This window comes from Gellertiella sp. DMC107 (assembly GCF_056313605.1).
Genome location: NZ_JBQUZZ010000005.1, coordinates 74,740 through 97,128, shown reverse-complemented (window position 1 = coordinate 97,128; position 22,389 = coordinate 74,740). Strand labels below are relative to the sequence as shown.

The 22,389-nt window shown below is 64.0% G+C and carries 22 protein-coding genes; 5 read left to right on the top strand and 17 right to left on the bottom strand.

Annotated features, from left to right (window positions below; translation table 11 throughout):
* Positions 1 to 13 precede the first annotated feature (13 nt).
* The 4 genes from ACT54B_RS16680 to ACT54B_RS16665 form a co-directional block, all read right to left on the bottom strand.
* Entirely contained in the window at positions 14 to 1,237 is a 1,224-nt protein-coding gene (locus ACT54B_RS16680) for an MFS transporter (protein WP_476046417.1), read from the bottom strand.
* A gap of 101 nt (positions 1,238 to 1,338) precedes the next feature.
* Positions 1,339 to 2,187, bottom strand: a complete 849-nt coding sequence (locus ACT54B_RS16675; protein WP_476046415.1) for an MOSC domain-containing protein — start codon at positions 2,185 to 2,187, stop codon at positions 1,339 to 1,341.
* Between the two features lie 12 nt (positions 2,188 to 2,199).
* Positions 2,200 to 2,862, bottom strand: coding sequence for an HD domain-containing protein (locus ACT54B_RS16670; protein ID WP_476046413.1), 663 nt, complete (start codon positions 2,860 to 2,862; stop codon positions 2,200 to 2,202).
* Between the two features lie 91 nt (positions 2,863 to 2,953).
* Positions 2,954 to 5,554 carry a DUF2339 domain-containing protein gene (locus tag ACT54B_RS16665; RefSeq protein WP_476046411.1) on the bottom strand — a complete coding sequence of 867 codons (2,601 nt, stop codon included), beginning with the start codon at positions 5,552 to 5,554 and terminating at the stop codon, positions 2,954 to 2,956.
* A gap of 359 nt (positions 5,555 to 5,913) precedes the next feature.
* Between ACT54B_RS16665 and nadA the strand changes: the two genes are divergently transcribed.
* Genes nadA through nadC form a run of 3 tightly spaced genes read left to right on the top strand, consistent with a single transcriptional unit; the run spans position 5,914 to position 9,571 of the window.
* Positions 5,914 to 6,978 carry a quinolinate synthase NadA gene (nadA, locus tag ACT54B_RS16660; RefSeq protein WP_476046409.1) on the top strand — a complete coding sequence of 355 codons (1,065 nt, stop codon included), beginning with the start codon at positions 5,914 to 5,916 and terminating at the stop codon, positions 6,976 to 6,978.
* Between the two features lie 50 nt (positions 6,979 to 7,028).
* A complete protein-coding gene (locus ACT54B_RS16655; RefSeq protein WP_476046408.1) occupies positions 7,029 to 8,636 on the top strand; it encodes an L-aspartate oxidase in 1,608 nt (535 codons plus the stop codon).
* Positions 8,637 to 8,668: 32 nt separating this feature from the next.
* A complete protein-coding gene (gene nadC / locus ACT54B_RS16650) occupies positions 8,669 to 9,571 on the top strand; it encodes a carboxylating nicotinate-nucleotide diphosphorylase (RefSeq protein ID WP_476046887.1) in 903 nt (300 codons plus the stop codon).
* 73 nt (positions 9,572 to 9,644) lie between these two features.
* Here the strand turns inward: nadC and ACT54B_RS16645 are convergent, their stop codons facing one another.
* The 8 genes from ACT54B_RS16645 to ACT54B_RS16610 all read right to left on the bottom strand — a co-directional run bounded on the left by ACT54B_RS16645 (position 9,645) and on the right by ACT54B_RS16610 (position 14,667).
* The gene (locus ACT54B_RS16645) at positions 9,645 to 10,604 is read right to left on the bottom strand and encodes an NUDIX hydrolase (protein WP_476046406.1); all 960 of its coding nucleotides are present in this window, start codon (positions 10,602 to 10,604) and stop codon (positions 9,645 to 9,647) included.
* A complete protein-coding gene (locus ACT54B_RS16640) occupies positions 10,604 to 11,134 on the bottom strand; it encodes a tyrosine phosphatase family protein (RefSeq protein WP_476046405.1) in 531 nt (176 codons plus the stop codon). The genes ACT54B_RS16645 and ACT54B_RS16640 overlap by 1 nt, the downstream gene beginning before the upstream one ends.
* The gene (locus tag ACT54B_RS16635; protein ID WP_476046885.1) at positions 11,131 to 11,709 is read right to left on the bottom strand and encodes a YfbR-like 5'-deoxynucleotidase; all 579 of its coding nucleotides are present in this window, start codon (positions 11,707 to 11,709) and stop codon (positions 11,131 to 11,133) included. The genes ACT54B_RS16640 and ACT54B_RS16635 overlap by 4 nt, the downstream gene beginning before the upstream one ends.
* Before the next feature lie 32 nt (positions 11,710 to 11,741).
* Positions 11,742 to 12,578, bottom strand: coding sequence for a CAF17-like 4Fe-4S cluster assembly/insertion protein YgfZ (ygfZ, locus tag ACT54B_RS16630; protein WP_476046403.1), 837 nt, complete (start codon positions 12,576 to 12,578; stop codon positions 11,742 to 11,744).
* Positions 12,579 to 12,660: 82 nt separating this feature from the next.
* Entirely contained in the window at positions 12,661 to 13,389 is a 729-nt protein-coding gene (locus ACT54B_RS16625) for a hypothetical protein (RefSeq protein ID WP_476046402.1), read from the bottom strand.
* A 59-nt stretch (positions 13,390 to 13,448) separates the two neighbouring features.
* Positions 13,449 to 13,718 carry a hypothetical protein gene (locus ACT54B_RS16620; protein WP_476046400.1) on the bottom strand — a complete coding sequence of 90 codons (270 nt, stop codon included), beginning with the start codon at positions 13,716 to 13,718 and terminating at the stop codon, positions 13,449 to 13,451.
* An 83-nt stretch (positions 13,719 to 13,801) separates the two neighbouring features.
* Positions 13,802 to 14,239, bottom strand: a complete 438-nt coding sequence (locus ACT54B_RS16615) for a TIGR02301 family protein (protein WP_476046399.1) — start codon at positions 14,237 to 14,239, stop codon at positions 13,802 to 13,804.
* Positions 14,236 to 14,667, bottom strand: coding sequence for an NUDIX hydrolase (locus tag ACT54B_RS16610; protein ID WP_476046397.1), 432 nt, complete (start codon positions 14,665 to 14,667; stop codon positions 14,236 to 14,238). The genes ACT54B_RS16615 and ACT54B_RS16610 overlap by 4 nt, the downstream gene beginning before the upstream one ends.
* Positions 14,668 to 14,782: 115 nt before the next feature.
* On the opposite strand from ACT54B_RS16610, the gene ACT54B_RS16605 reads away from it, so the two are divergent.
* Both ACT54B_RS16605 and ACT54B_RS16600 read left to right on the top strand, forming a co-directional pair.
* A complete protein-coding gene (locus ACT54B_RS16605; protein WP_476046396.1) occupies positions 14,783 to 15,106 on the top strand; it encodes a YnfA family protein in 324 nt (107 codons plus the stop codon).
* 31 nt (positions 15,107 to 15,137) lie between these two features.
* Entirely contained in the window at positions 15,138 to 15,917 is a 780-nt protein-coding gene (locus ACT54B_RS16600) for an SOS response-associated peptidase (RefSeq protein ID WP_476046395.1), read from the top strand.
* An 80-nt stretch (positions 15,918 to 15,997) separates the two neighbouring features.
* Here ACT54B_RS16600 and ACT54B_RS16595 read toward each other — a convergent pair whose 3' ends face one another.
* The 5 genes from ACT54B_RS16595 to ACT54B_RS16575 form a co-directional block, all read right to left on the bottom strand.
* Complete coding sequence (locus ACT54B_RS16595; protein ID WP_476046393.1) at positions 15,998 to 16,132, bottom strand: hypothetical protein; 135 nt, start codon at positions 16,130 to 16,132, stop codon at positions 15,998 to 16,000.
* Between the two features lie 181 nt (positions 16,133 to 16,313).
* A complete protein-coding gene (gene pssA / locus ACT54B_RS16590; RefSeq protein WP_476046391.1) occupies positions 16,314 to 17,177 on the bottom strand; it encodes a CDP-diacylglycerol--serine O-phosphatidyltransferase in 864 nt (287 codons plus the stop codon).
* A 31-nt stretch (positions 17,178 to 17,208) separates the two neighbouring features.
* Positions 17,209 to 17,940 carry a phosphatidylserine decarboxylase gene (locus tag ACT54B_RS16585; RefSeq protein ID WP_476046883.1) on the bottom strand — a complete coding sequence of 244 codons (732 nt, stop codon included), beginning with the start codon at positions 17,938 to 17,940 and terminating at the stop codon, positions 17,209 to 17,211.
* 53 nt (positions 17,941 to 17,993) lie between these two features.
* Positions 17,994 to 19,880, bottom strand: a complete 1,887-nt coding sequence (locus ACT54B_RS16580; protein ID WP_476046389.1) for an ABCB family ABC transporter ATP-binding protein/permease — start codon at positions 19,878 to 19,880, stop codon at positions 17,994 to 17,996.
* Between the two features lie 189 nt (positions 19,881 to 20,069).
* Positions 20,070 to 22,205: a LysM peptidoglycan-binding domain-containing protein gene (locus tag ACT54B_RS16575; RefSeq protein ID WP_476046387.1), complete on the bottom strand. Its 2,136-nt coding sequence runs from the start codon at positions 22,203 to 22,205 to the stop codon at positions 20,070 to 20,072.
* Positions 22,206 to 22,389: the final 184 nt, after the last annotated feature.

The window sequence follows — 22,389 nt, the reverse complement described above, 5'->3', positions numbered from 1 at the left end:
AGGAAGGCGGTGGCTATTCCGCCGGCACGAAGCCCGGACGATCCACCATCTTTTCCTCGATCGGCCAGTGTACGATGGCCGCAAACACGCCGAGCGCCACGCCAAGCCACCAGACGATGTCGTAGGAGCCCAGCTGGTCGCGGAGGAAACCGCCCATCCAGACGCCCAGGAAGGAGCCGATCTGGTGGGATAGGAACACCATGCCACCGAGCAGGCCGAGGTGGCGGGTACCGAACATCAGCGCGACGAGCCCGTTGGTCGGCGGGACGGTCGAAAGCCAGAGGAGGCCCATGACCGCCGCAAAAATGATGACGGAAACAGGCGTCTGCGGCAGCAGGATGAAAGCGGTGACGGCAACCGAACGGGCCAGATAGATAGTGGACAGGATGTAGCGCTTCGGCATCCGGTTTCCGAGCGAACCCACGATCAGCGATCCGAACACGTTGAAGAGGCCGATAAGGGCAATGGCAATGCCGGAATAGCGGACATCGATGCCGATGTCGCCGAGATAGGCGGGGAAATGCGCCGTGATGAAGGCCAGCTGGAAGCCGCAGACAAAGAAGCCCGATACCAGCAGCAGATAGCTGCGATGTCCGAAGGCTTCGCGCAGTGCCTCGCCGGTGGTCTGCTCGTAGGTCGCGGCGGCGGCCCGGCCCGAACTCGAATTTCCACGCAGCGGAAAGGCCAGCAGCGGAATGAGCAGCATCATCGCGCCCATGATGACGAGCGCATCCTGCCAGCCGAAATGGGAGATCAGCTCCACGCTGATCGGGGAGAAGAGGAACATGCCGGCCGAGCTGGCCGCCGAGCCGATGCCGAAGGCGAAGCTGCGCTGCTCCGGTGTCACATGACGGGCAAAGGCCGACAGGATGGTGCCGAGCGAACCCGCGCCAATGGCCAGACCCATCAGGACACCCCCGCCCACATGCAGCCAGATCGGGGCCGAGGCATGGGCCATGAGCAGCATTCCGGCGCCATAGAGCAGCCCGGCGAGGGCGAGCACACGGCCCGTGCCGTAACGATCCGCGACAGCCCCGAAGACCGGCTGGCTCAGCCCCCACATCAGGTTCTGTATGGCGATGGCCAGCCCGAAGGTCGAGCGATCCCAGCCCGTATCCTGCAGCATCGGAAGCTGGAAGAGCCCGATGGCGCTGCGCGGGCCGAATACCAGCATGGTGATCAGGGAGCCGGCGACGATGATCAGCCAGGGCATGCGGTTGGTGGTGGCGGCGGTCATGGCAAACTCCCTTGCGACAGGAAGGAGATGTCTATGACCAATATGCCAAAAAACAAAACGACATTTGCTGATGCATGTATCAAGTGGCTTGAGGGCGTGGGTCAGCGCCGCTTGAAGGCCCAGCCTTCGGGCCGGCCCTCGAGGAGCCGGACACCGTCGCCGACGGAAAGCTGCCCGCTCCCACGCGGCACCGCATTCCAGCCGAAGAGAGGACCTGGAACGCGCCGGTCCGCAGACATGCGGATGCGGCCCATCGCGGCCATCGGCGATGCGCCCTCGCGAGAGCCGTTCTGTTGATCCTGGGTGGTCATGATGCAGCGGGCGCAGGGCTTCACCAGGTCGAAGCGCAGGCCGCCGATGTCAAGGGCAGCCCAGCCATCCTCCTCCCACGGATCCGACCCGTCGATCACGATGTTCGGCCGGAAGCGGTCCATACCGACGGCCCCCTCGCCATGCGCGGCCATATCCTCGTTGAGGGCGGCAAGCGAGGCGGTGGTGGTGATCAGCACCGGATATCCATCGGCAAAGCTGACCGGTGTATTCGGTCCGGACCAGTCCGCGCTGGCAAGGCGGCGCGAATCGCCGTCGAAAAGGACGAGCGCCAGGGGCTGGCCGAACCACTCGGTCAGCGCCGCATCCACGCTCGCATCCGCTCGGGCGCCGCTGACGATCGAGCGCCAGACGGCCACATCCTTGCGTGGCCCGCCCGCCGCAAACCGCGCCTCGACCGCGCCCCGGCCCTCGACCGACAGCCGGTAGCCTTCCGCAAGCGGCGTCACCACGAGCGACGCCAAGGCAGGGAGTTCCCGCTGAGTCACGAATTGGCCGTCGGGGGAGACGAGCATCAGCCGACGGTCACCGTAAAGGCCCATGGCATCCACGGCGGACGTGGCAAGGGGAATGCCGCGGCCGCTCTTCAGCGGATAGATGGCAAGGAAGCTGACATGCATGGACTTCACCCTTCAGATTTCGCCGAGCAACCGGTCCAGCACGTCGGTCAACCGCCGATGCCGTTCTTCGGCCAGTCGGCGTCCCGTGTCAGTCTGGAATCCGTCCGCCAGCTTGAACAGTTTTGCGGGAAAATGGTCAATGGCGAATTGGCGGTCGTCCAGCGCCCGGTCCTGCGCAAGCGGATCGAGAACATCGTAGAGCGCCGAACCCATGCGGCCGGCAATATAGAAGCAGCGCGCCGCGCCGATCATGCCGATGGCATCCAGGCGGTCGGCATCCTGCAGGATTTTCGCCTCCAGCGTCCGGGGCGCAATATTGGCGGAGAAACTGTGCGTCAGCACCGCATGCGCCACCGCCTCGCAGTCCGGCTCTGTCCAGCCGCGCTCGGCGAGAAGCCGGGCCGCCCGCTCTGCGGCGAGCCGCGACGCCTCGGATCGGAGCGGCGAATTCTTCTCCACCGCGACGCAATCATGCAGCAATACCGACGCCGCAAGAATCCGTCCGTCTCCGCCTTCTTCGGCCCTTATCCGCATGGCATTCCGGAAAACCCGGAGAATATGGGCGGGATCATGCGCCCCGTCACCCGCTTCCGTCGAAAAGGGCAACAGCTCGGCCGCGAGCGTTTCATAGGGCTCGAACGCCCCGGCAAGCCGGGCGGGGAAAGAAGCGGTCATTGCATAAGCCTTCTCAAGACAGGTATCGGCATCCCGAAGATGGAAAAAAGGCAAGCCGTGTCAACGGCATCCGGCTATTTGATGATTCTCTTCAGGACGTTGAACTTGCCCCCGCTTCTTCCGCCTCTGCGCGGGCGCTTCTGAGCAGCAGGCGCTGGTAGAAGAGCCCGATTCCGATCAGCGCCAGGCCAAGCCCGATGAAGGACAGGGCTCTCAGCAGGCCTTGCAGATTGGAGAGGTCGATCAGGAATACCTTCAGGACGGTAACGATGACCACCGCTGCCGAAGCATAGCGCAGGCTGACGGCGCGGAAGCGGGTTCCGAGCACCAGCAGACCCACGCCGGTCAGCAACCAGACGACGGAGTAGGTGTAGGTCTCGCCCTCGAAGAAGCCCTGCCAGTCCGCAAGGCTCGTTCCCTGCCAGGCCTGCCGCACCGAGAGCGTGACCCAGGCAAAGCCGAGAACGGCGCCGGCAATCGCGAGCGCGAGAACATAGGGATAGGGTCGTCGCGGCCGGGCCATGACCGCCAGCAGACCATAAGCAATCCCCGGCAGCAGATAGCCGGGCAGGAGGAGGTTGAGCAGCGGCCAGTCGCCCACGAGTTCGCCGGTGAGATAAGGGTTGCGGACAACCAGATGCATCAGCAGCACCGAGGCCATGGACAGCGCGCCGGCAATCATCGAACCCCACACGAAAACCGGGCTCGAATCGCGCCGGTCGATCTGCAGCAGCGCGCCTGCAAAGCCGATCAGCAGGAGCGTGTAGATCGATGTTTCGCCAAGATTGGGCTGCGCGTCGTTGAGGACGCCGCCGTTCATGCCGTGCCGGACGAGGATGGCGATGGCAAGGAAACTCATCAGCACCGCTGCGGCATCGAGCAGCCGGGTCAGCAAAGGGTTCTCCATTCGCCGGCTGAGCCATGCCGTCAGCGCGAGAAGCAGCGCCGGTCCGCCATAGGCGGGCAACAGCGCGTTGAAGACCGGCGTCGTGCCCAGATGGCTCTGGCCGACAATGGTGGGATCCCAGCCAATGCGTGCGGCGACAAGACCTGCACCCGCCACCATCATGAAGGGCAGGGTCGGCCAGGGGCGCAGACGATGGGCAAGGAAGAAGCCGAGGCCAAGCAGGCTGAACCCCATCACCAGCGCCACGCCATCGAGAACCGCAAACAGCGCGAAGGCGAGGGCGAGGAAGGCGGCCAGCACCAGAACGCCCTCGACGACGAAGGAGAGGCCGGTGGCCCGACGCCCGAGCAGCCGGTCGGTCAGCACAAGAAGGGCGAGGCCAAGCAGCGCCGCCAGCAGGGCATGCACGGGATCGCTGATCCAGTTGCCGTGATCGCCATAGGACATGGCGAGCAGCAGCAGCGGTCCGCCGCTGCCCAGCACCGCCCACAGAATGTCGGGGACCGTTCCCCGATGCCGTTCGAAGCGAAGCGCGAGGATGGAGGAAAGAAGAAGAACGCCGCCGATCGCGACGGCCGGCATGGTGCGGTAAAGGGTAGACCCTCCAAACGTGTCGGGCTCGATATAGCGATAGTTTTCGAGAATGGTGCCCACAACCGTCAGCATTCCAATGCCGAAGACGGGAACGGCCGGCAGGGCGTCCCGCCGAAGCGCGATGGCAAGGCCGAACCCAAGCCCCAGCACAATCGCTTCCCAGGGCAGACGGTGGGGGGCGATCAGGGACAGGTCGTTGCCGAGCGCCAGTGCCGCGCCAATGACGGTGACGGAGAGGCACAGCCAAAGCGCCCAGTTGCTGACACGAGCCGTGATCTGTTCCCGCGCTTGCGGCGTACCGGCCATCGTGCCGAACAGGGGGGTATCGGGGGTCAGCAACAGCGTGCCCGCAAAAAGCGCGAGGAAGGCGATGATCGGCGGGTTCGTGCCGGTATCGGTCACTGCAAAGGCGGCCCAGCAACCCGCCCCGAACGTGGCGAGAACAGGAACGAGATTCCAGCCGCGCAGCCGTGAGGTTGCCATCGAACCGAACCATACGAGAACGACATAGGCCATCAGAAGCGGAATGTTCGGGTGCGCCTCCGGTTCGACGAGGGCGGGTGCGATCAGCCCGCCGAACATGCCGAGACCGGCCAGCGCCTGCCCGTGGAAAAGCGACAGACCGAGAATGAGGAAGGCCACAAGGGCCATCAGCACAAAGGTCACGCCTGCGCCGATAAAGCCGTAGAGCTGGTGCGCGGCAAACAGCGTGGCAAACAGCGAGACGCCACCGGCAGCCGTGAGAATGCCGGGGATCATGGCATTCGGTCCGATCCGGTTCGAAAGGGCAGACATGCCGGCGGGCATGCCGCGACGCCGCACGAATTCGCCGGCCATCATGAGGGCAGCGCCGAAGAATGCGGCGAGCATCAGGCGCACCGCCGGACCGATGAGGCCGTTTTCGATGGAATAGCGCACCATCAGCACGCCACCGAACGCCAGCGCCACGCCGCCGACCCACACAGCCCAGCGGCTGCCGAGATTGTTCTCGATTTGGGAAACGTCAGCGGCAGCCGGTGTCTTGAGGGCAGGCTCTGCCACGGCTTGAAGCGTTGCAGGTTCGGGTTCGGCGTCCGTCATGGCCGCGTCCGGCAGGGCTTCCTGCGCAACGACCGGAAGGGCTTCCGGTTCAGGAGCCTCCGCCTGCTGTTGACGCTCGCCAGCGAGGAACAGCAGGCTTTCAGCCCCCACCGCAGTCGTAGTTTCCGTGTGAGGCCGTTTATCGCGCTCTTGAGCGAGGCGATGTCCTTTTCAAGTTTGCGAACCCGGGCCACCAGTCCGCGGTGGCTGAAAAACGCAATGAAGACAACGATCGCAACAAGAAGTAATTCCATCATCGCATGCCCCCGGTGCCACCTGATTGCGGCCTTTAATCCCTAACACTCTTAATCGAAGCCTGCCATTCGTCAAAACATGGCCTTGTCTCCCGTGAGATCGGCCTTGCAATTGCGGTGGAAAATTCCTAATTCAATGCCGACCGGCCCCGCCGGTTTTGTTTGGCACCCCTTATGCTCAAAATGAGAATAAGGCATATCGATCGGAGGGATCGCATGGACACGCTGGCAATCGACCCGAAACAGGGTCTCACCGCGCGGGAGCGTTTTGGCGTGCTGGAGCGCCCCGATTTGACCTTTACGCCGGCGGTTGCCCGCGAAACGGCCCCTCTTTACGAGCGCGTGAAGCATTTCGTGCCCGAGATCGAATGGCCGGTCTATGCGCCCTATGTCCATGCCATCAACCGGCTGAAGAAGGAGCGCAACGCGGTCATTCTCGCCCACAACTATCAGATGCCTGTGGTTTTTCACTGCGTGTCCGACATCCGCGGTGATTCGCTGCAGCTTGCCCGGGATGCAACCCGGGTGGATGCCGATATCATCATCCAGTGCGGCGTGCATTTCATGGCCGAGACCTCCAAGCTCCTCAATCCGGAAAAGACGATCCTCATCCCGGACAGCAAGGCGGGCTGCTCGCTTTCCGAATCGATTACCGGTGCCGATGTGCGGGCGCTGAAGGCCCGTTATCCGGGCGTGCCCGTGGTCACCTATGTGAACACCTCCGCCGACGTGAAGGCCGAAACCGATATTTGCTGCACCTCCGCCAACGCGGTGGACGTGGTCGAAAGCCTCGAGTCCGATACGGTCCTCTGCATCCCGGACGAATATCTGGCGATGAACGTCGCGAAGAAGACCTCCAAGAAAATCCTCACCTGGGCCGGGCATTGCGAAGTGCATGAGCGGTTTACCCCGGATGAGCTCAACGCCTATCGCGAGGCCGATCCGGACGTGGAGATCGTCGCCCATCCCGAATGCCATCCGGATGTGATCGCCGTCTCCGATTTCGCCGGCTCGACCGCCGCCATGATCGATTACGTGAAGACCCGTCGCCCGAAAAAGGTGCTGCTCGTCACGGAATGCTCGATGGCATCGAACATCGAGGCGGAAGCGCCGGGCGTGACCTTCATCAAGCCCTGCAATCTCTGCCCGCACATGCAGAAGATCACCCTGCCGAAGATCCTCGACAGCCTGCTCTTCATGACCGAGGAAGTCACGGTCGATCCCGCCATTGCGGGCCGGGCGCGGCTTGCGGTCGAGCGCATGATCAATCTGAAGCGGTAATGGCCGGGGCTGGTCCGGCCAGCCCCTCAATCTCCGGGAAAGGCAGTCTGATGCTGGTCGATCATTTCCGCCCGCAGAGTTTCAATGGAATAGACGATATCGTCATCATCGGCGGCGGGCTCGCCGGTCTGTTTTGTGCGCTGAAGCTCTCGCCGCGCCCCGTCACCGTGCTGACGGCAGCGCCGATCGGGCAGGGGTCGTCGTCCGCCTGGGCACAGGGCGGCATTGCCGCCGCCATGAGCCAGGAGGATACCTTCGGCAAGCATCTCGCCGATACGCTGGCCGCCGGCGCGGGCATTGTCGATGCCAAGATGGCGCGGCTGATGGTGGAGGAAGGGCCGGACCGCATTCTGGATCTCCTCTCCTATGGCGTTCCCTTCGACCGCGATCTGGAAGGCAAGCTGCTGCTCTCCCGCGAGGCCGCCCATTCCGAGCGCCGCATTGTCCGGGTCAAGGGCGACACCGCCGGCAAGGCCATCATGGAGGCCTTGATTTCGGCCGTCCGGGCAACGCCGTCCATCCGGGTTCTGGAAGGCCATGTGGTCGAGGAAATCGTCACCGAGGGCCGGTTCGTTTCCGGCGTGATCGCTCGTCCGGATGGCGGCCGTTCGCGCAAGCGCGTGGCTTTCTCTGCCCGTGCCATCGTGCTGACCTCCGGCGGCATCGGCCACCTCTTTTCCGTCACCACCAATCCGGTCGAGGCGCAAGGGGCCGGTCTCGGCATGGCCGCCCGGGCGGGTGCTTTGGTGGCAGACCCGGAATTCGTGCAGTTCCATCCGACCGCGCTTGCGGTCGGGCGCGATCCCGCGCCGCTGGCCACGGAGGCGCTCCGGGGCGAGGGGGCCTGGCTCGTCAACGGTCGCGGCGAACGCTTCATGCAGGCGCTGCACAAGGATGCGGAACTGGCGCCGCGCGATATCGTCGCCCGCGGCGTGTTTGCCGAGGTCAAGGCGGGGCGGGGCGCGTTTCTCGATTGCCGCACCGCCGTGGGTCCGCATTTTCCGGAGGCCTTTCCGACGGTCCATGCCGCCTGTGTTGCGGCGGGGATCGATCCCGTTGTCGATCTTATCCCCGTCTGCCCCGCAGCCCACTATCACATGGGCGGCGTGCTGACCGATGCGGATGGGCGCACCTCCATCGACGGGCTCTGGGCTGCGGGCGAAGTGGCCTCGACCGGCGTGCACGGCGCAAATCGGCTTGCCTCCAACTCGCTTCTGGAAGCCGTGGTTTTTGCCGGCCGCATCGCCGACAACATCAAGGGCATGCTGCCCGAAAGCCGCCTCTATGCCTGGAAGGGCCATGCGGGCGAGAATGACGATCTCTATACGGAAGAAGACAGCCCGCCGATGAAGGAGCTGCGCGATCTCGTCTATGCCCATGCGGGCGTCATCCGCGACCGGGAAGGGCTGGAAACGCTGATCCGTGCCATCCGTCGCCTGGAAGGGGACGGCAGCCGCGTGCGCTTCGGCAATATCCTGGCGGCAGCCAAGCTGGTCGCGGCTTCCGCCTATCGCCGCACGGAAAGCCGCGGCGGCCATTTCCGCTCCGATTTCCCCGCCGCGGATGACGGCTTCCGTCATCGCACCTATACGAGCCTCTCCGAAGCGGAGGCTGTCATCGACGAGATTGCGGGAGAGCGATCCCTGCTCGCCGTCTGATCAACCCGTACCTCCAGGAACCGCGTATCATGATGAAACCCAATCTGCCCGTCCTGCCCGCTCTTCTGGTCGAGGAACAGGTTCGTCATGCGCTCCTGGAGGATCTGGGACGGGCAGGCGATATCACCACGCAAGCCGTGATCGGCCGCGACAGGACGGCGACCGCGCGGCTCAACGCCCGCCAGACCGGCATTCTCGCCGGCATGGCCTTCGCGCGCACCGCGTTCCGGCTGATCGATCCGACCATCCGCTTCGATGCCTGCTGTGAGGATGGCGAAAGGCTGGCGCCCGGGCAGGATGTGGCCGTGATCTCCGGACCGGCGCAGGGCGTGCTCTCCGCCGAGCGGGTCGCGCTGAACTATCTCATGCATCTCTCCGGTGTGGCGACCTATACGGATCGTTTCGCCCGGGAAATCGCCCACACGGCCGCGCGCGTCACCTGCACGCGCAAAACCATGCCGGGTCTCCGGGCCGCCGAGAAATATGCGGTTCGTGTCGGGGGCGGCTCCAGCCATCGCTACGGGCTGGACGATGCCATCCTCATCAAGGACAATCATGTTGCGGTGGCAGGCGGTGTCGCGGCGGCCATCCGGTCGGCCCGGGCCTATGCCGGTCATCTGGTGCGTATCGAGGTGGAGGTGGACGGCCTTGCCCAATGCGAGGAGGCGCTGGCCGAAGGGCCGGATGTGATCCTGCTCGACAATATGGCGCCCGCCCATCTGGCCGTCGCGGTCGCCATGAACCGCAAGCACAGCGGGCTTTCCATAGACGACTATCCGCTGAATCGCCGGCGCATCCAGCTCGAGGCCTCGGGCAATGTGGCCATTGATACGGTGCGGGACATAGCCGAGACGGGCGTGGACTATATCTCCACGTCGAAGATCACCATGGCAGCGCCGACCCTCGATCTCGGCCTCGATATCGCCATCGGCTGAGAAGCGGCTGGGGTTTGCTCTTCGTTTCTGGCATTCCGGCCGGAGAAGCGTGCCCGCGCTTTTCTCGAAGACTTCAGCGCCCCCGCACCTTCAGGCCGGGATGCGGCCGTTCTTCCAGAACCTGCCGGCGGAAGCGGAACAGCGCGGCTGGCCGGCCGCCGGTCGCGGCGGTGGTACCGCCGGAGGGTTCGACCAGATTGGCGCCTTCCACCAGCCGGCGGAAGTTCTGTTTGTGCAGATGCCGCCCGGAAATGCCCTCCACGGTGGCTTGCAGGTCCGTCAGGGTGAATTCCGGCGGCATGAGTTCGAAGATGACCGGCCGGTACTTGATCTTGCCGCGCAGCCGCGCAATGGCGGTCGCGGCGATCCGCCGGTGATCGTGGCGCATGGGAAGACCGAGCTCGACCGAAACCTGACGGCTCGCGACCCGGCCATCTGCCACGGCTTCGCTGACCAGTCCGCTTTCGTAGAGCAGTTCATAGCGCTCCAGCACGCGCTCCTCGTCGAATGGCAGGTCCCCGTGGCCGAAGGCCAGCCGCAGGCGCGCCATGCGCGAGGCCAGTCCCGCTGCGGCATCGAGCGTTTCCGGTTCCCGCGCCCAGCTTTCGAGCGCTGGCAGAATGACCCGGTCGAGAATATCCGGCCGCCCCTGCCGCCAGTCTTCCCAGGGAAAGAACGTATACCAGTGCCGCCAGCGCACGCCGTCCAGCGGCTGCTCCGGCTCTCCCTCCGGCGGGGTCAGCGCCAGATAGCCGACCGAGACCACATGCGGACCGGCATCCCCCGGCAGCCGGTGGCGGCCCCGGTCTCCGAACGTGTAGAGCTGCTCCACATAACCCATGGTGAGGGCCGCCTGATCCGTTACGGTCTGTCGCAGGGAGACGTCCAGCGTGCGATGACGCTCGGGATCGAAGGGGCCGAAGGGCAGGGCGGGGCGCTGGCCCGGCTCGTCCACGGTCAGCAGCCGGGGCTCGGCGCCTGCCATGGACACGATCGCGGCATTGAGGCCGATCTCGATCCCGCCCGTCGCCATCACGCCTCCACGGATGCGTAAAGCGGCAGCACGAAGGGGGCGTTCCCATCCGCATCGGCCCCGCGACCGATGGATTTCACCGCCTCGACCAGTCGTCCCTGCCGCTCCAGCATGACATCGGCGATCTCGATCAGCCGGACATTGGGGGTTGCAAAGGGCGAGGCCGTGCGAAGCCGCAGCGCAAGCGCGGAATCCTCTTCTTCCGGATGGACGGCCAGCGAAGCTATGAGAGCCGCTGCCGGCGAGCGCGACACGCCCATCCAGCAATGAATGAGCAAGGGAGCCGACCGGTCCCAGGCTCTGGCAAAGTCGATGATCGCGGCGACATGGCTTTCGCCGGGCGCCACGAGATCGCCCGTCCCGGCAAAGGCAATGTCGTTCATGCCGAGCAGAAGGTGCCGTTCCCGGTCGATGACGGCGGGGCGGTGAAAATCCTGGCCGGCGGCGAGCAGGCTCACCATTTCCCGCGCCCGGTGGCGGACGGCCATTTCGGCGATGCGGGAGAGGGGAGATACGACGATGGCGGTCACTTGGCTGATCCTGTCCGGCGTTCGGCTTCGAGGGTTTCGAAGCGGTCTATGAAGCGACGCTGCACATTGAGGGCAGGCTGGGGCGTGATTTCCAGCGTCTCCGGGGTGACGCCCCGCGGCGTTCCGAAGAACTTCCGGGCTTCCGCTTCCGAAAAGCCGGCGAGCGCCGTGGCCTCGAAATAGGCCGCGATGCAATCCGCCTTCTTGATCCGCGCCTTGAGCTCGGTCGAGGGATGGGCCGGCAGGCCGAAACGCAGATGCACTGCCGCCTCCAGCCGCCGCTCGACCGTCTTGTAGCCACCGCCGACAACCGCTTTGAACGGCGAAATCATGTCGCCGATCACATATTCGGGCGCATCATGCAGCAGGGCCATCAGCCGCTCGCTCGCGGATGTTTCGAAAAGCTTCGAAAAAATCGCCTCCACCATCAGCGAATGCTGGGCGACGGAAAAGGCATGGTCGCCGCGCGTCTGTCCGTTCCAGCGGGCGACACGCGCCAGACCGTGCGCGATGTCGGAGATTTCCACATCGAGCGGGGAGGGATCGAGGAGGTCAAGTCGCCGGCCGGACAGCATCCGCTGCCAGGCGCGCGGTTCTCGTTGCGCCGTCACGGCTCGTCTCCGGCGTCGCTCGGGAAGGAGAGATCCGTCCATGCCGGCAGCGTCAGGGTCACCGGCACGTCCCCCGCGAAAAGGGTTTCCCCGGCAGCCATGGCCGCCCCCGCCTTGTCGATGCGCACGATGGCCAGACCTGCGGTTCCGAGAACGGTGCCGAGCGTTCCGATGGACTTGCCGCCCGTGGAAAGGGTCGTGCCCGACGGGGGAAGCGGGACGTCTGCCGAAACCTGCACCAGCCGCCGCCGCGCGGTCGCGCGATGGTGCATGCGGGAAACGACCTCCTGACCGACATAGCAGCCCTTGCGGAAATGCAGGCCGCCGTCCTTGTCCATCAGGATGTCGTGAGGGAAGGCATCGCCAAGGGCAAAATCCTCCGGCGCTTCGGCGATACCCGCCTCGATCCGGAGCGCCCGATAGGCCTCCGCCCCGTCCTGCGGTTCTGTTCCACCCGGCGCGCGGCGAACCGAAAGGCCTGCCCTGGCAAACCGGTAATCCACCGCGCCGTCGCCCGATCCGTCGAGGCTGACAGTCACGCCCGCTTCCGGCGCGGGCGTCAGGTCCACCGCGGCGCGAAGCCGATACATGGTCAGGCGTTTCAACAGGTTATCGCGGGAAGCGGAATCGGTTTCCAGGAGAAATCCGTTTCCGTCGCGGGAAATGAGGAAGTGGAACAGGATCTTGCCTTGTGGCGTCAGGAGCGCGCCCGGGCGGGCTTCTCCCGCATCCAGGCTGGCAAGGTCTGTGGTGATGAGGTTCTGCAGGAAGCTTTCCCCGTCGGCACCGCCGACACGCAGGAAGGAACGCCCGGCAAGAAAGGCTTTTGTCATGGCGAGTCAGATATCCGTGCCGAAAAATCGGTTCAGACATAATCGACTTCCGGTCTATTGGAAACCGCTGACTGCGACGCCGCTATTCGCCGGAGCGGATGAATTTCAGCTTGCCATCCGGCGCGATGCCGATGCGGAAGAAGCTGTAGGTGCCGAAATCCAGCATGTCCTGATAATCGCCGGCGGTGACGATGCGCATCAGCTCCACCTTTTCCGGAGCGGTGAGCCCGTTGAGCGGCTTGGCCGCAAAATAGGGCCAGACATAGGCCTCGTTCGCTGTGCCCACATCCACATGCACATAGCCGGTGGACAGGATGTTCAGAAAACTGGAGAGGACTTCGATCCCCTGATCGTCTCCTGCCAGTTCCTTAAGTGTGTTGATCGGATCGCCGGCCGTATCGCCGACATTGATTTCGGCCGCGCCAGCTCCCTGGCCGATGAGCGGACGCAGGCGCTCTATGTCGCCGGATGCGGCGGCCTCCACGAGAAGCTGCCGGGTCTTGCGCACCGCCTCGGGCAGCTTGCTTTCGTCGTGAATGGCTTCGGCAGGCTTGCCGCCGTTAAGCGGCAGGACGGTGGGTGTTTCGGAGGACGAGGAATTGCCGATCAGGGGATCGGGAAGGGGAAGGCCGGGCGCTGCGGGCGCCTCTTCTTCCTTTGGCTGCTCTTCGGATTGGCCGCCGGTTCCGGGCATGCCCTGAAGGGCAGACAGCGCCTGTGCCGGGCCCGAGGAGACGCAAAGCAGGGCAGACAGCATGGCGGTGGCGAGGGTCATCCGCTGAAACGGCAGCCGCTCCTGATCACCTTTCATTGCCATGCCTCCGGTTGCCCGTTCCTGATCCTGTCCGGTCGAGTAAGCCGGTTCAGAGCCTATTGCAAGGTCCGCGTTGGGGAGAATTCTCCCGCATGGATGCGATCCCGGAGACTGGTCAGCAGCGCTTCCGCTGCGTCTTCGCCGTGAATGCGCACGGTTTCCCGAATGGCGAGCGCGATGGCCGCATCGGCGATGATTTCCGGTTCGATACCATCCGCCATGCCGTCAGCCCAGGCTTCGTTCTGGTACTCCAGAGCGGCCTGCCGCTTTTCATGGACAATCATATCGTCGATATCGTTCAGGCTCGGTTCCATGTGCATTCTCATCCGGTTCTTACCGATTGCTTAATTCTTCTAACAGCCTTTTCCCAAATCGGCACGCGCCGAGAGAGAAACAGGTTAATAAACTGTCAATTTCCAAAGCGCGCGGTGATTTCTGCCGCCAGTGTTGCGCCTTCGGCACGGTAACGCTCTTCCGCTTCCAGGGCAGCACTCGTGCAGCTTGCATGAAGTGCGGCGAACGACCTGTATCCCCGGTTGAAAGCGGCGGTCAGCTTCTGCTTTCGCTGCGGCTCCTTGCCGGCTTCCATCGAAATGAGCCGCTGCATCTTTTCACGCCAGCGATCCTTTTCTTCGGGATTACAAAGACCCCTCAAATAGTGCATCGAGCCGAGAATTTCCGACAGCCGCAGCAGATCCCGGTCATAGGGAACGATCTGCGGCGTTTGGACCGGAGCCGGCGCCGTCTTTGCCACCGTTTCCGTTTCCTTGGCCTTGCCGGCAGCATCCGCCATGACGGGAAGAAAAACAGCGAAGGAAAGGGCCAGCAGGGCCGCGGTCTTTCTCATGCTTCCATATCCATCATGATCTCCGCTTCCATGCGCTCCACACATTCCAGAACGCCGTCGGTCACGGGCATCTGCCGGATTTGCTCCAGCGTGTACCATCCGCATTCACCGGCGTCATCGGCGGCCACCGCCTCGGTCCGACCGGTTTCCTTCAGCACGAAGACAGAAAGAAAATAGTGATGCGTAACTACATTCTCATCGTTCCGGGTCACGAGGTCATAGGTGGCATAGAGCCTCGGCTCCGTTCCCACGATGCCCGTTTCCTCGGTGCATTCGCGAATGGCCGCCTCGGCGGGCGTTTCTCCCGGTTCCGCCCGTCCGCCGGGAAAGGCGTAGAGGTTTTCCGCCGGCGGATAGAGCCGACGGACCAGAAGATAGCGGCCATCCCTGCGGACTATGGCAGAGGAGGCCGGAGCGGGTATCGACATCCTGTCACCGTTTCGAAAAGCGAATCGTCTTCCTTCGTTTATAGTCGTTCTCTCGTCCGACACGAAAGCTGGGGTTAATACATAGTTAACACCCCTAAGGATGAAGGGGGGATGAATGAAGGTCTGGCTCGTCTATGGTCTGGCCGCTCTCGGGGAGATCGGCGGCTGCTATGCCTTCTGGGCGGTCTTTCGCCTGTCCCGTTCCCCGACCTGGCTTCTGCCCGGCCTTCTCTGCCTCGCCCTGTTCGCATGGTTGCTGACGCTTGTGCCTGCGGATGCGGCCGGCCGCGCCTATGCCGCATACGGCGGCGTCTACATCCTCGCCTCGCTTGGCTGGCTTCTGCTGGTCGAAGGCCGGATGCCGGACCGGTTCGACCTTCTCGGGGCAGGGCTGGCGATCGCGGGGACGATCGTCATTCTCTTCGCCCCGCGCGGTTGACGCACCCCGTCTGCAGTGCCACTTATCCCGCATGTGTGGACGTTTTGCCCTGACTGCGACCCCGGAAGAGGTGCGCGAGCTGTTCGGCCTCCTCGAGCTGGAGGAGTTTCCGTCGCGCTACAATATTGCTCCGACCCAGCCGGTGCTTGTCATCGTCGACGGGGACAAGGCCGCACCCGGAAGCAATCTGCCCGAGCGCCGGGCTCTTCTGGTGCGCTGGGGCTTCATGCCCGGCTGGGTGAAGGATCCGAAAGACTTTCCGCTGCTCATCAATGCGCGCGCCGAGACCGCGATCGGTAAAGCTTCTTTTCGCGCTGCCATGCGGCATCGCCGGATATTGGTGCCCGCTTCCGGCTTTTATGAATGGCACCGTCCGCCCAAGGAGAGCGGGGAGAAATCGCAGGCCTACTGGATCCGCCCGAAGCGGGGCGGCATCGTCGCCTTTGCCGGGCTGATGGAAACCTGGTCTTCTGCCGATGGGTCGGAAGTCGATACGGGCGCGATCCTCACGGTGGGCGCCAATGCAGCCATTGCCCGTATTCACGACCGCATGCCGGTTGTCATCCAGCCCGAGGATTTCAGCCGCTGGCTCGATTGCCGCAGCCAGGAACCCCGCCAGATCGAGGACCTGCTGAAGCCGGCGGACATGGATTTCTTCGAGGCGATTCCCGTGTCCGATCGGGTGAATGCGGTCCGCAATACCGGACCCGACGTTCAGGACCCCATTCCGGCGCCCGCGACGGCCGAGCCGGAAAAGCCGGCCCGCCGTGCGTCCAGTCGTGGCAAGGACGGCCAGATGTCCCTCTTCTGAGGGCGTCGACAAACAAAAACCCGCCGGAAGGGCGGGTTCGGAAAGCGCGTCTGTTTCGAAAGAAACGGGGGAGAAAGAGGTCAGGCGGACTTCTTCAGGGCCTTCGGCTTCACCATCAGGGCTGCCGCAAGAACGGCCTTCAGGCCCAGCGGACGATATTGTGCGGACAGGTCGTTCTGGACCGGTTGATGGTTTGCACCCTGCTTGGCGCTCATGTCTGTTCCCTCTGAAAACGCGATTTGGTCTGTTGCTTCGCTTGATGCTAAAATTTGACCAATTCGGGGCAAAGGCAAGCAGAATTTTCAATTTCGGGCCATTTTGCTCGAAAAACCGGAAAAATCGGCCGGTTCACGCGCTCGTCTGAGCAAAACGGCCGATTTTTCGGGAAAAATGATCTCAGATGTTGCGATCGATTTCCGATTCCGCACCGGGCGGCCCGACTTCGCCTGCATCGCCGATGGTGAGCGTCCCATATTGTCGGTGCCAGGCCCGCGCACCGAAGGGAAGCGAGGCAAGATAGGCGACAACGGTGGCCACCAGAACTTCCCACGTATAGGTCATCAGCATGGCCACATAGAGCACCACGAGGAGCATCAGCGGCAGCACCAGATCGCGCGGCACGCGGCGTTTGCTGGATTTCCCGGACCAGACCGGCAGGCGGCTGACGAGAAGCAGGGCGATGACGACCGTGTAGAGCGCGCTCAGATGGGCGAAATAGATGGAGGCGGGAACGCCGAGAAAGCCGATATAGACCGGCAGCATCACCAGCATGGCGCCCGCCGGGGCCGGGACGCCGACGAAATATTCCGATTGCCAGGGCGCTTTGACCTTGCGCTCGTCCATCACATTGAACCGGGCCAGGCGCATGCACATGGCGATCGCATAGACGAGAGCGGCAATCCAGCCGAAGGAACGGGCCTGTCCGAGCGCATAGACATAGACGACGAGGGCCGGCGCCACGCCGAAATTGACGATATCGGCGAGCGAGTCCATTTGGGCGCCGAACTTCGACGTTGCTTTCAGCAACCGCGCAATGCGCCCGTCGATGCCGTCGAGGAAGGCGGCGAGCAGCACCATGCCCACGGCCATCTCGTAGCGGCCGTCAAAGGCCAGGCGAACACCCGAAAGGCCGGCGCAAATGGCCAGCACCGTGATGATGTTCGGGATCATCAACCGGACGGGGATTTCCCGCAGACGCGGGCCGCGCGCGGCATCGTTGTCCTCGCGGGTCGTTTCGCCGGATTGCCTTGCCTCTTCCATGGACATCTCCTCGCCGGGTGCCGGCTTCGCGTCAGCCGCGGCGGCCGATCAGCGGGCCCTTGGACGAACCGAATTCGGCAATCACGGTTTCACCGGCAATCGCGGTCTGGCCGACGATCACGCGCGGCTGCGCGGCGGTCGGCAGATAGATGTCGAGCCGGGAGCCGAAGCGGATGAGGCCGAAGCGCTCGCCGACGGCGATCTGATCGAGAGGGCGCGCCCAGCAGAGGATGCGGCGCGCCACAAGCCCGGCGATCTGCACCACGCCGATTTCGCCATGGGCGGTCTGGATCGTCAGGCCGTTGCGCTCGTTCTCGTCGCTTGCCTTGTCCAGCTCGGCATTGAGGAAGGAGCCTTCGCGGTAGGAAATGCCGGTGATACGGCCCGCCATGGGGGCGCGGTTCACATGGCAGTTGAAGACATTCATGAAAACCGAGATGCGCAGCATCGGTTCACTGCCGAGATTGAGGTCGGCCGGCGGCACCATCATCTGCACGGAGGACACGCGCCCGTCGGCCGGGCTGATCACGAGATCGTCGTCTTCGGGGGTGATGCGCACCGGGTCGCGGAAGAAATAGGCGCACCAGGCCGTCAGGATCAGGCCCAGCCAGAACAGCGGCTCCCACAACAGGCCGAGCACCACCGAAACAACGAAGAAAATCGCGATGAAACGATAGCCTTCCTTATGGATCGGGACAAAGGTGTTGCGGATCGTGTCGACGAGGCTCATGGCCGGGTTCTCCTTTTTGGGCTTTCGCTCTATCCCAGTTGCGCCGCCCGGGCAATGGTCTTGCCCGGATTGCAGAGGGGCATGGCTCAATGGGCCGGTGCCAGCCGGGTCACGATGCCGAGCGTATCATCCTCGCGCACCCGCTTCAGCTGTTCTTCCACCTGCGTCGCCTCGCGCTGGCGGTTCCACATCGAGGCATAGAGGCCATCGGCTTCGAGCAGCTGCTCGTGGGTGCCTCGCTCGGCAATCATGCCATCCTTGAGAACGATAATCTCGTCCGCATTGATGACGGTGGAAAGACGGTGGGCGATGACCAGCGTGGTGCGGTTCTGCGAGACGAGATCGAGTGCCGACTGGATTTCCCGTTCGGTAGTGGTGTCGAGCGCGGATGTCGCCTCGTCCAGGATCAGGATCGGCGGGGCTTTCAGAATGGTCCGGGCAATCGCCACGCGCTGCTTCTCGCCGCCGGAAAGCTTCAGGCCGCGTTCGCCTACCTTGGTCTTCGGCCCGTCTGGCAGGCGGCGGATGAAATCGCCGATCTGCGCCACGTCCGCCGCAGCCATCACCTCCTCGTCGGAAGCGCCAGGGCGACCGTAACGGATATTGTAGGCGATGGTGTCGTTGAAGAGGACCGTATCCTGCGGCACCATGCCGATGGCGGAGCGCAGGCTCTTCTGCGTCACGTCCCGGATATCCTGTCCGTCCACCGTGACCGATCCGGACTGGATGTCATAGAAACGATAGAGCAGCCGCGACAGTGTCGACTTGCCGGCCCCCGACGGGCCGACCACGGCAACGGTTTTTCCAGCCGGCACCTCGAAGGAGATACCCTTCAGGATCGGCCGTTCCGGATCATAGGCAAAATGGACGTCCCGGAAGGCAATCGCGCCCTGCGCAATGGCGAGCGGTGCGGCCGACGGCTTGTCCACCACTTCCGCCTCGACTTCGAGCAGGTCGAACATCTGTTCGATATCCGTCAGCCCCTGGCGAATTTCGCGGTAGACGAAGCCGATGAAGTTCAGCGGCTGAGCCAGTTGCAGCAGCAGGGCATTGACGAAGACGAAATCGCCGATGGACTGTTCGCCGCGCTGTACGGCGAGGCCGGACATGACGAGCATGACGGTGGTGCCGAGGCCGAAGATCACGCCCTGGCCGAAGTTCAGCCAGCCCAGCGAGGTCCACACATCGGTTGCGGATTTTTCATAGCGGGCCATGGAAGCGTCGAAGCGCTTGGCTTCCATCTCCTCATTGCCGAAATATTTCACCGTCTCGAAGTTCAGCAGCGAATCGATGGCCTTGGTGTTGGCCTCCGTGTCGCTGTCGTTCATGGCGCGGCGGATGGAGATGCGCCAGTCGGAGGCGCGCACCGTGAACCAGATATAGGCCCAGACGGTGAGGGCGGTCACCGCCAGGTAGGAGAAACCGTAACCCCACCAGAAGATCACCGCCGTCAGCACGAATTCGAGCACGGTCGGCACGGAGTTGAGGATGGTGAAGCGGACGATGGTTTCGATGCCCTTCGTGCCGCGCTCGATGATGCGCGACAGACCGCCGGTCTTGCGCTCCAGATGAAAGCGCAGGGAAAGCTGGTGCATGTGCACGAAGGTCTTGTAGGCAAGCTGACGCACCGCATACTGGCCGACGCTGGCAAAAAGCGCGTCGCGCAGCTGGTTGAGACCGAGCTGGACGATGCGGGTGAGGTTGTAGGCGATGATGAGGGCCAGCGCCCCCAGCATGAAGACCGGCAAGAGGCCTGCGGCATCCAGCTTGCCGTTCAGCGCATCGGTCGACCATTTGAAGAAATAGGGCACGGCCATCAGCACGAATTTGGCCAGCACGAGGTAGAGCGTCGCCCACACGACCCGCATCTTCAGGTCAGGACGATCGGATGGCCACATATAGGGCCAAAGGTTCTTGAGTGTCCCGAACGGATTGGTCGCATCCGCTGAAACTGTCTTGGTCTTCCCCGCCATTATCCGCTCCGCCCGCTTCTACCGGCAGCCTGCCCATGCCGTCACGGGCCCGCATCGCCGCTCGCTGTCAAACCATGCTTAAAACAACTGAAGCGGCGACCCCCGGGGATCGCCGCTTCCTTCGCAGATATGCCCTTGTCGGGGCGATTACAATGGCGGGCAGTGCCTTTTTGTGCCTGCCCTCCGCGATCAGTCGATCTTGTCGCCGTGCAGCCGCTGGCGGTGCAGCTCCTCCGCATTCGGCAGGGCCTTGTCCGGCACACCGAAGACCTGGCCCGGCATGATCCGGTCCGGATTGGTGATCTGATCCTTGTTGGCGAGGTAGATCGTGGTGTAGCGAACACCCTTGCCGTAAACGCGGCGGGAAATCTGCCACAGCGTATCGCCCTTGCGGATGATGACCGACGTATCCGTTCCCTTCAGGGGCGCCTGGACGACCTTTGCCGGTTCACTCGGCTTGACCGCCTTGGCCGCCGCGGTCTGGGCTGCGGGTTCGGCTGGCGCTTCCACCGGCTCGGTTGCCGGCGCCTGCGCCTCGGCGGGCGCTTCGGTGCTGCTGGCCGCAGGCGAAACGGTCTTGCCGATCAAATCGGCAATCTGTCCGAGATCCTGTCCGGCGCCCGCACCGTCATCCGGCAAGGCCTTGAGCAGCGCGATCGCCTTGAGCGCATTGTCCCGCGTCGTGGTCACGAGATCCCGCGTCGCCTGTCCCGCGCCTTCCGGCAGAGCAAAATCGGCGAGCGACTGAAGCGCGATGACGGTCGAGGAGCGGGCTGCGGCAAATTCCTCCGCCGTCGGCACTTTCCCGCCGGCAAAAAGATTTTGCAGAAGCGCCAGCGCCTTTACCGCTTCGCCGCGGCGTTGGTCGAATGTACCGTCGCCGAGCGGCTGCAGACCGGCGGCGGCGGTATTGCCATCGGCACCGGGCGTTGCAACGGCTGCTACCTGTTCGCCTTCGGGGCGGTCGAAGGGCACTTCGGCCCGGAAGGCCACCTTGCCATCCGGTCCTTCCTGATCCACGCGGATAATATGTTTGCCGACGGCCAGCGGCATCACGCCGTCGATCACGAAATGACCGTCCTCGCTCGCGGCTGTCTCACCGATCTTCTTCTCGTCCGCATAGGCGGCAACCTTCGATTTCGCATCGGCCGTGCCGGCAACGAAGACGCGGTCTCCCTCGAGTTCGACGGCCGAGATCTGCAAGGCGGCCTTCACGGCAGGCTTGGCAGGCTCTGCGGCAGCCGGGGCAACGGAAACCTCCGTGGCAGGCTCGACCGGCTCCTCGGTCTGAACCTCCGCCTTGGCCGTTGCCGGCTTGGTGCCGGGAGCGGTGATCACCCGGCTCGCCTCACCGGGCTTGGATACCATGGCAAGCAGCTCGCCGCTCGGATCGCTCGGTACCGATACGGTCGCGACCTCTTCGGACAGCGTCGTCTTGCCATCCTTGCCGGTTGCCTTCAGCGTCAGCTGATGATCGCCGGGGGAAAGCGGCGCATCGAAGATGGCGGCAAAGTCGCCACCGGCGCTGGCTTCCGTGGAGGAGACGACCTTGTTCCCGTCGAGAATGTCGATCTTCGCCCCGCCATCCGCCTGACCCGCGATCACGGTAGAGCCATCCGGCTCGACCCGCAGGATGTCGAAACGCGGCACGGGCGGGAAAGCTTCCGCCGGTGCGGCGGGCGCGGCCGGCGCTTCGCTCGTCTCCTGGGTTGCGGCGGCGGGCTGCTGTTCGGCGACGGCCGGTGCAGCCGGCGTTGCTTGCGGCTCCGCAGCAGGGGCGGCAGGCGCAGCGGGAGCTTCCGCCGTCGCAGCCTTGGCGGGCTCGGTCGTTGCCGGAGCCGGTTTGCCAGCCAGAACCGCCTGAATGGAGTCCAGCCCCGCGGCCATGCCGGCAGCATCGGCCGGAAGTCCCTTCAGGATCTCCAGGGCCTTGGCCGCGTTCTCCTTGGCTTTTTTCAGCATGTCCGCGGCAGCTCCTTCAGCGCCTTGCGGAATGTCGATGGCAGAGACACCCGAAAGGGCAGCCTCGATCTTGCCGCGCGCGGCCTCGAGCGCGGGCTGGTCGGGCATCTTGCCGTCCTTGAACAGATCCTTCATCGCCGCGGTTGCGGCGCCCGCATCGGCGATCAACCGGCTGGACTTGTCCAGCGTCGCTCCGAGATCGGCGAGATTGCTGGCCTGCTTTGCCGTTTCGGTTGCGGTATCGGCGAGCTGGGCGGCCTTTTCGGTCACCGCATCGCCCTTCTGCTTGAAGGCGTAATAGGCGCCACCGCCGAGAAGCGCGATCGCAATGGCGATCAGTACGCCCTTCTGAGTTTGGTTCATGCGGATCCCTCCGGGCGTCCCGGGCACGGCCGCGCCAGCGGGACACATCGCATTGTCAGGTCTGATTTTCCCCCTGTCCGACCGAGTGTTCCGGACATTCTGAAAATTGCTACCGATTCTGTCCTGCTTCCACAAGCACCCAGCACGGGCGAACGCCTTGTCACCCTATATTTATTAGCCGACA

Coding starts and splice junctions, on each gene's coding strand:
- ACT54B_RS16680 (WP_476046417.1), bottom strand. CDS start 1,237: ATGACCGCCGCCACCACCAACCGCATGCCCTGGCTGATCATCGTCGCC.
- ACT54B_RS16675 (WP_476046415.1), bottom strand. CDS start 2,187: ATGCATGTCAGCTTCCTTGCCATCTATCCGCTGAAGAGCGGCCGCGGC.
- ACT54B_RS16670 (WP_476046413.1), bottom strand. CDS start 2,862: ATGACCGCTTCTTTCCCCGCCCGGCTTGCCGGGGCGTTCGAGCCCTAT.
- nadA (WP_476046409.1), top strand. CDS start 5,914: ATGGACACGCTGGCAATCGACCCGAAACAGGGTCTCACCGCGCGGGAG.
- ACT54B_RS16655 (WP_476046408.1), top strand. CDS start 7,029: ATGCTGGTCGATCATTTCCGCCCGCAGAGTTTCAATGGAATAGACGAT.
- nadC (WP_476046887.1), top strand. CDS start 8,669: ATGAAACCCAATCTGCCCGTCCTGCCCGCTCTTCTGGTCGAGGAACAG.
- ACT54B_RS16645 (WP_476046406.1), bottom strand. CDS start 10,604: ATGGCGACGGGCGGGATCGAGATCGGCCTCAATGCCGCGATCGTGTCC.
- ACT54B_RS16635 (WP_476046885.1), bottom strand. CDS start 11,709: ATGCTGTCCGGCCGGCGACTTGACCTCCTCGATCCCTCCCCGCTCGAT.
- ygfZ (WP_476046403.1), bottom strand. CDS start 12,578: ATGACAAAAGCCTTTCTTGCCGGGCGTTCCTTCCTGCGTGTCGGCGGT.
- ACT54B_RS16625 (WP_476046402.1), bottom strand. CDS start 13,389: ATGAAAGGTGATCAGGAGCGGCTGCCGTTTCAGCGGATGACCCTCGCC.
- ACT54B_RS16620 (WP_476046400.1), bottom strand. CDS start 13,718: ATGAGAATGCACATGGAACCGAGCCTGAACGATATCGACGATATGATT.
- ACT54B_RS16615 (WP_476046399.1), bottom strand. CDS start 14,239: ATGAGAAAGACCGCGGCCCTGCTGGCCCTTTCCTTCGCTGTTTTTCTT.
- ACT54B_RS16610 (WP_476046397.1), bottom strand. CDS start 14,667: ATGTCGATACCCGCTCCGGCCTCCTCTGCCATAGTCCGCAGGGATGGC.
- ACT54B_RS16605 (WP_476046396.1), top strand. CDS start 14,783: ATGAAGGTCTGGCTCGTCTATGGTCTGGCCGCTCTCGGGGAGATCGGC.
- ACT54B_RS16600 (WP_476046395.1), top strand. CDS start 15,138: ATGTGTGGACGTTTTGCCCTGACTGCGACCCCGGAAGAGGTGCGCGAG.
- ACT54B_RS16595 (WP_476046393.1), bottom strand. CDS start 16,132: ATGAGCGCCAAGCAGGGTGCAAACCATCAACCGGTCCAGAACGACCTG.
- pssA (WP_476046391.1), bottom strand. CDS start 17,177: ATGGAAGAGGCAAGGCAATCCGGCGAAACGACCCGCGAGGACAACGAT.
- ACT54B_RS16580 (WP_476046389.1), bottom strand. CDS start 19,880: ATGGCGGGGAAGACCAAGACAGTTTCAGCGGATGCGACCAATCCGTTC.
- ACT54B_RS16575 (WP_476046387.1), bottom strand. CDS start 22,205: ATGAACCAAACTCAGAAGGGCGTACTGATCGCCATTGCGATCGCGCTT.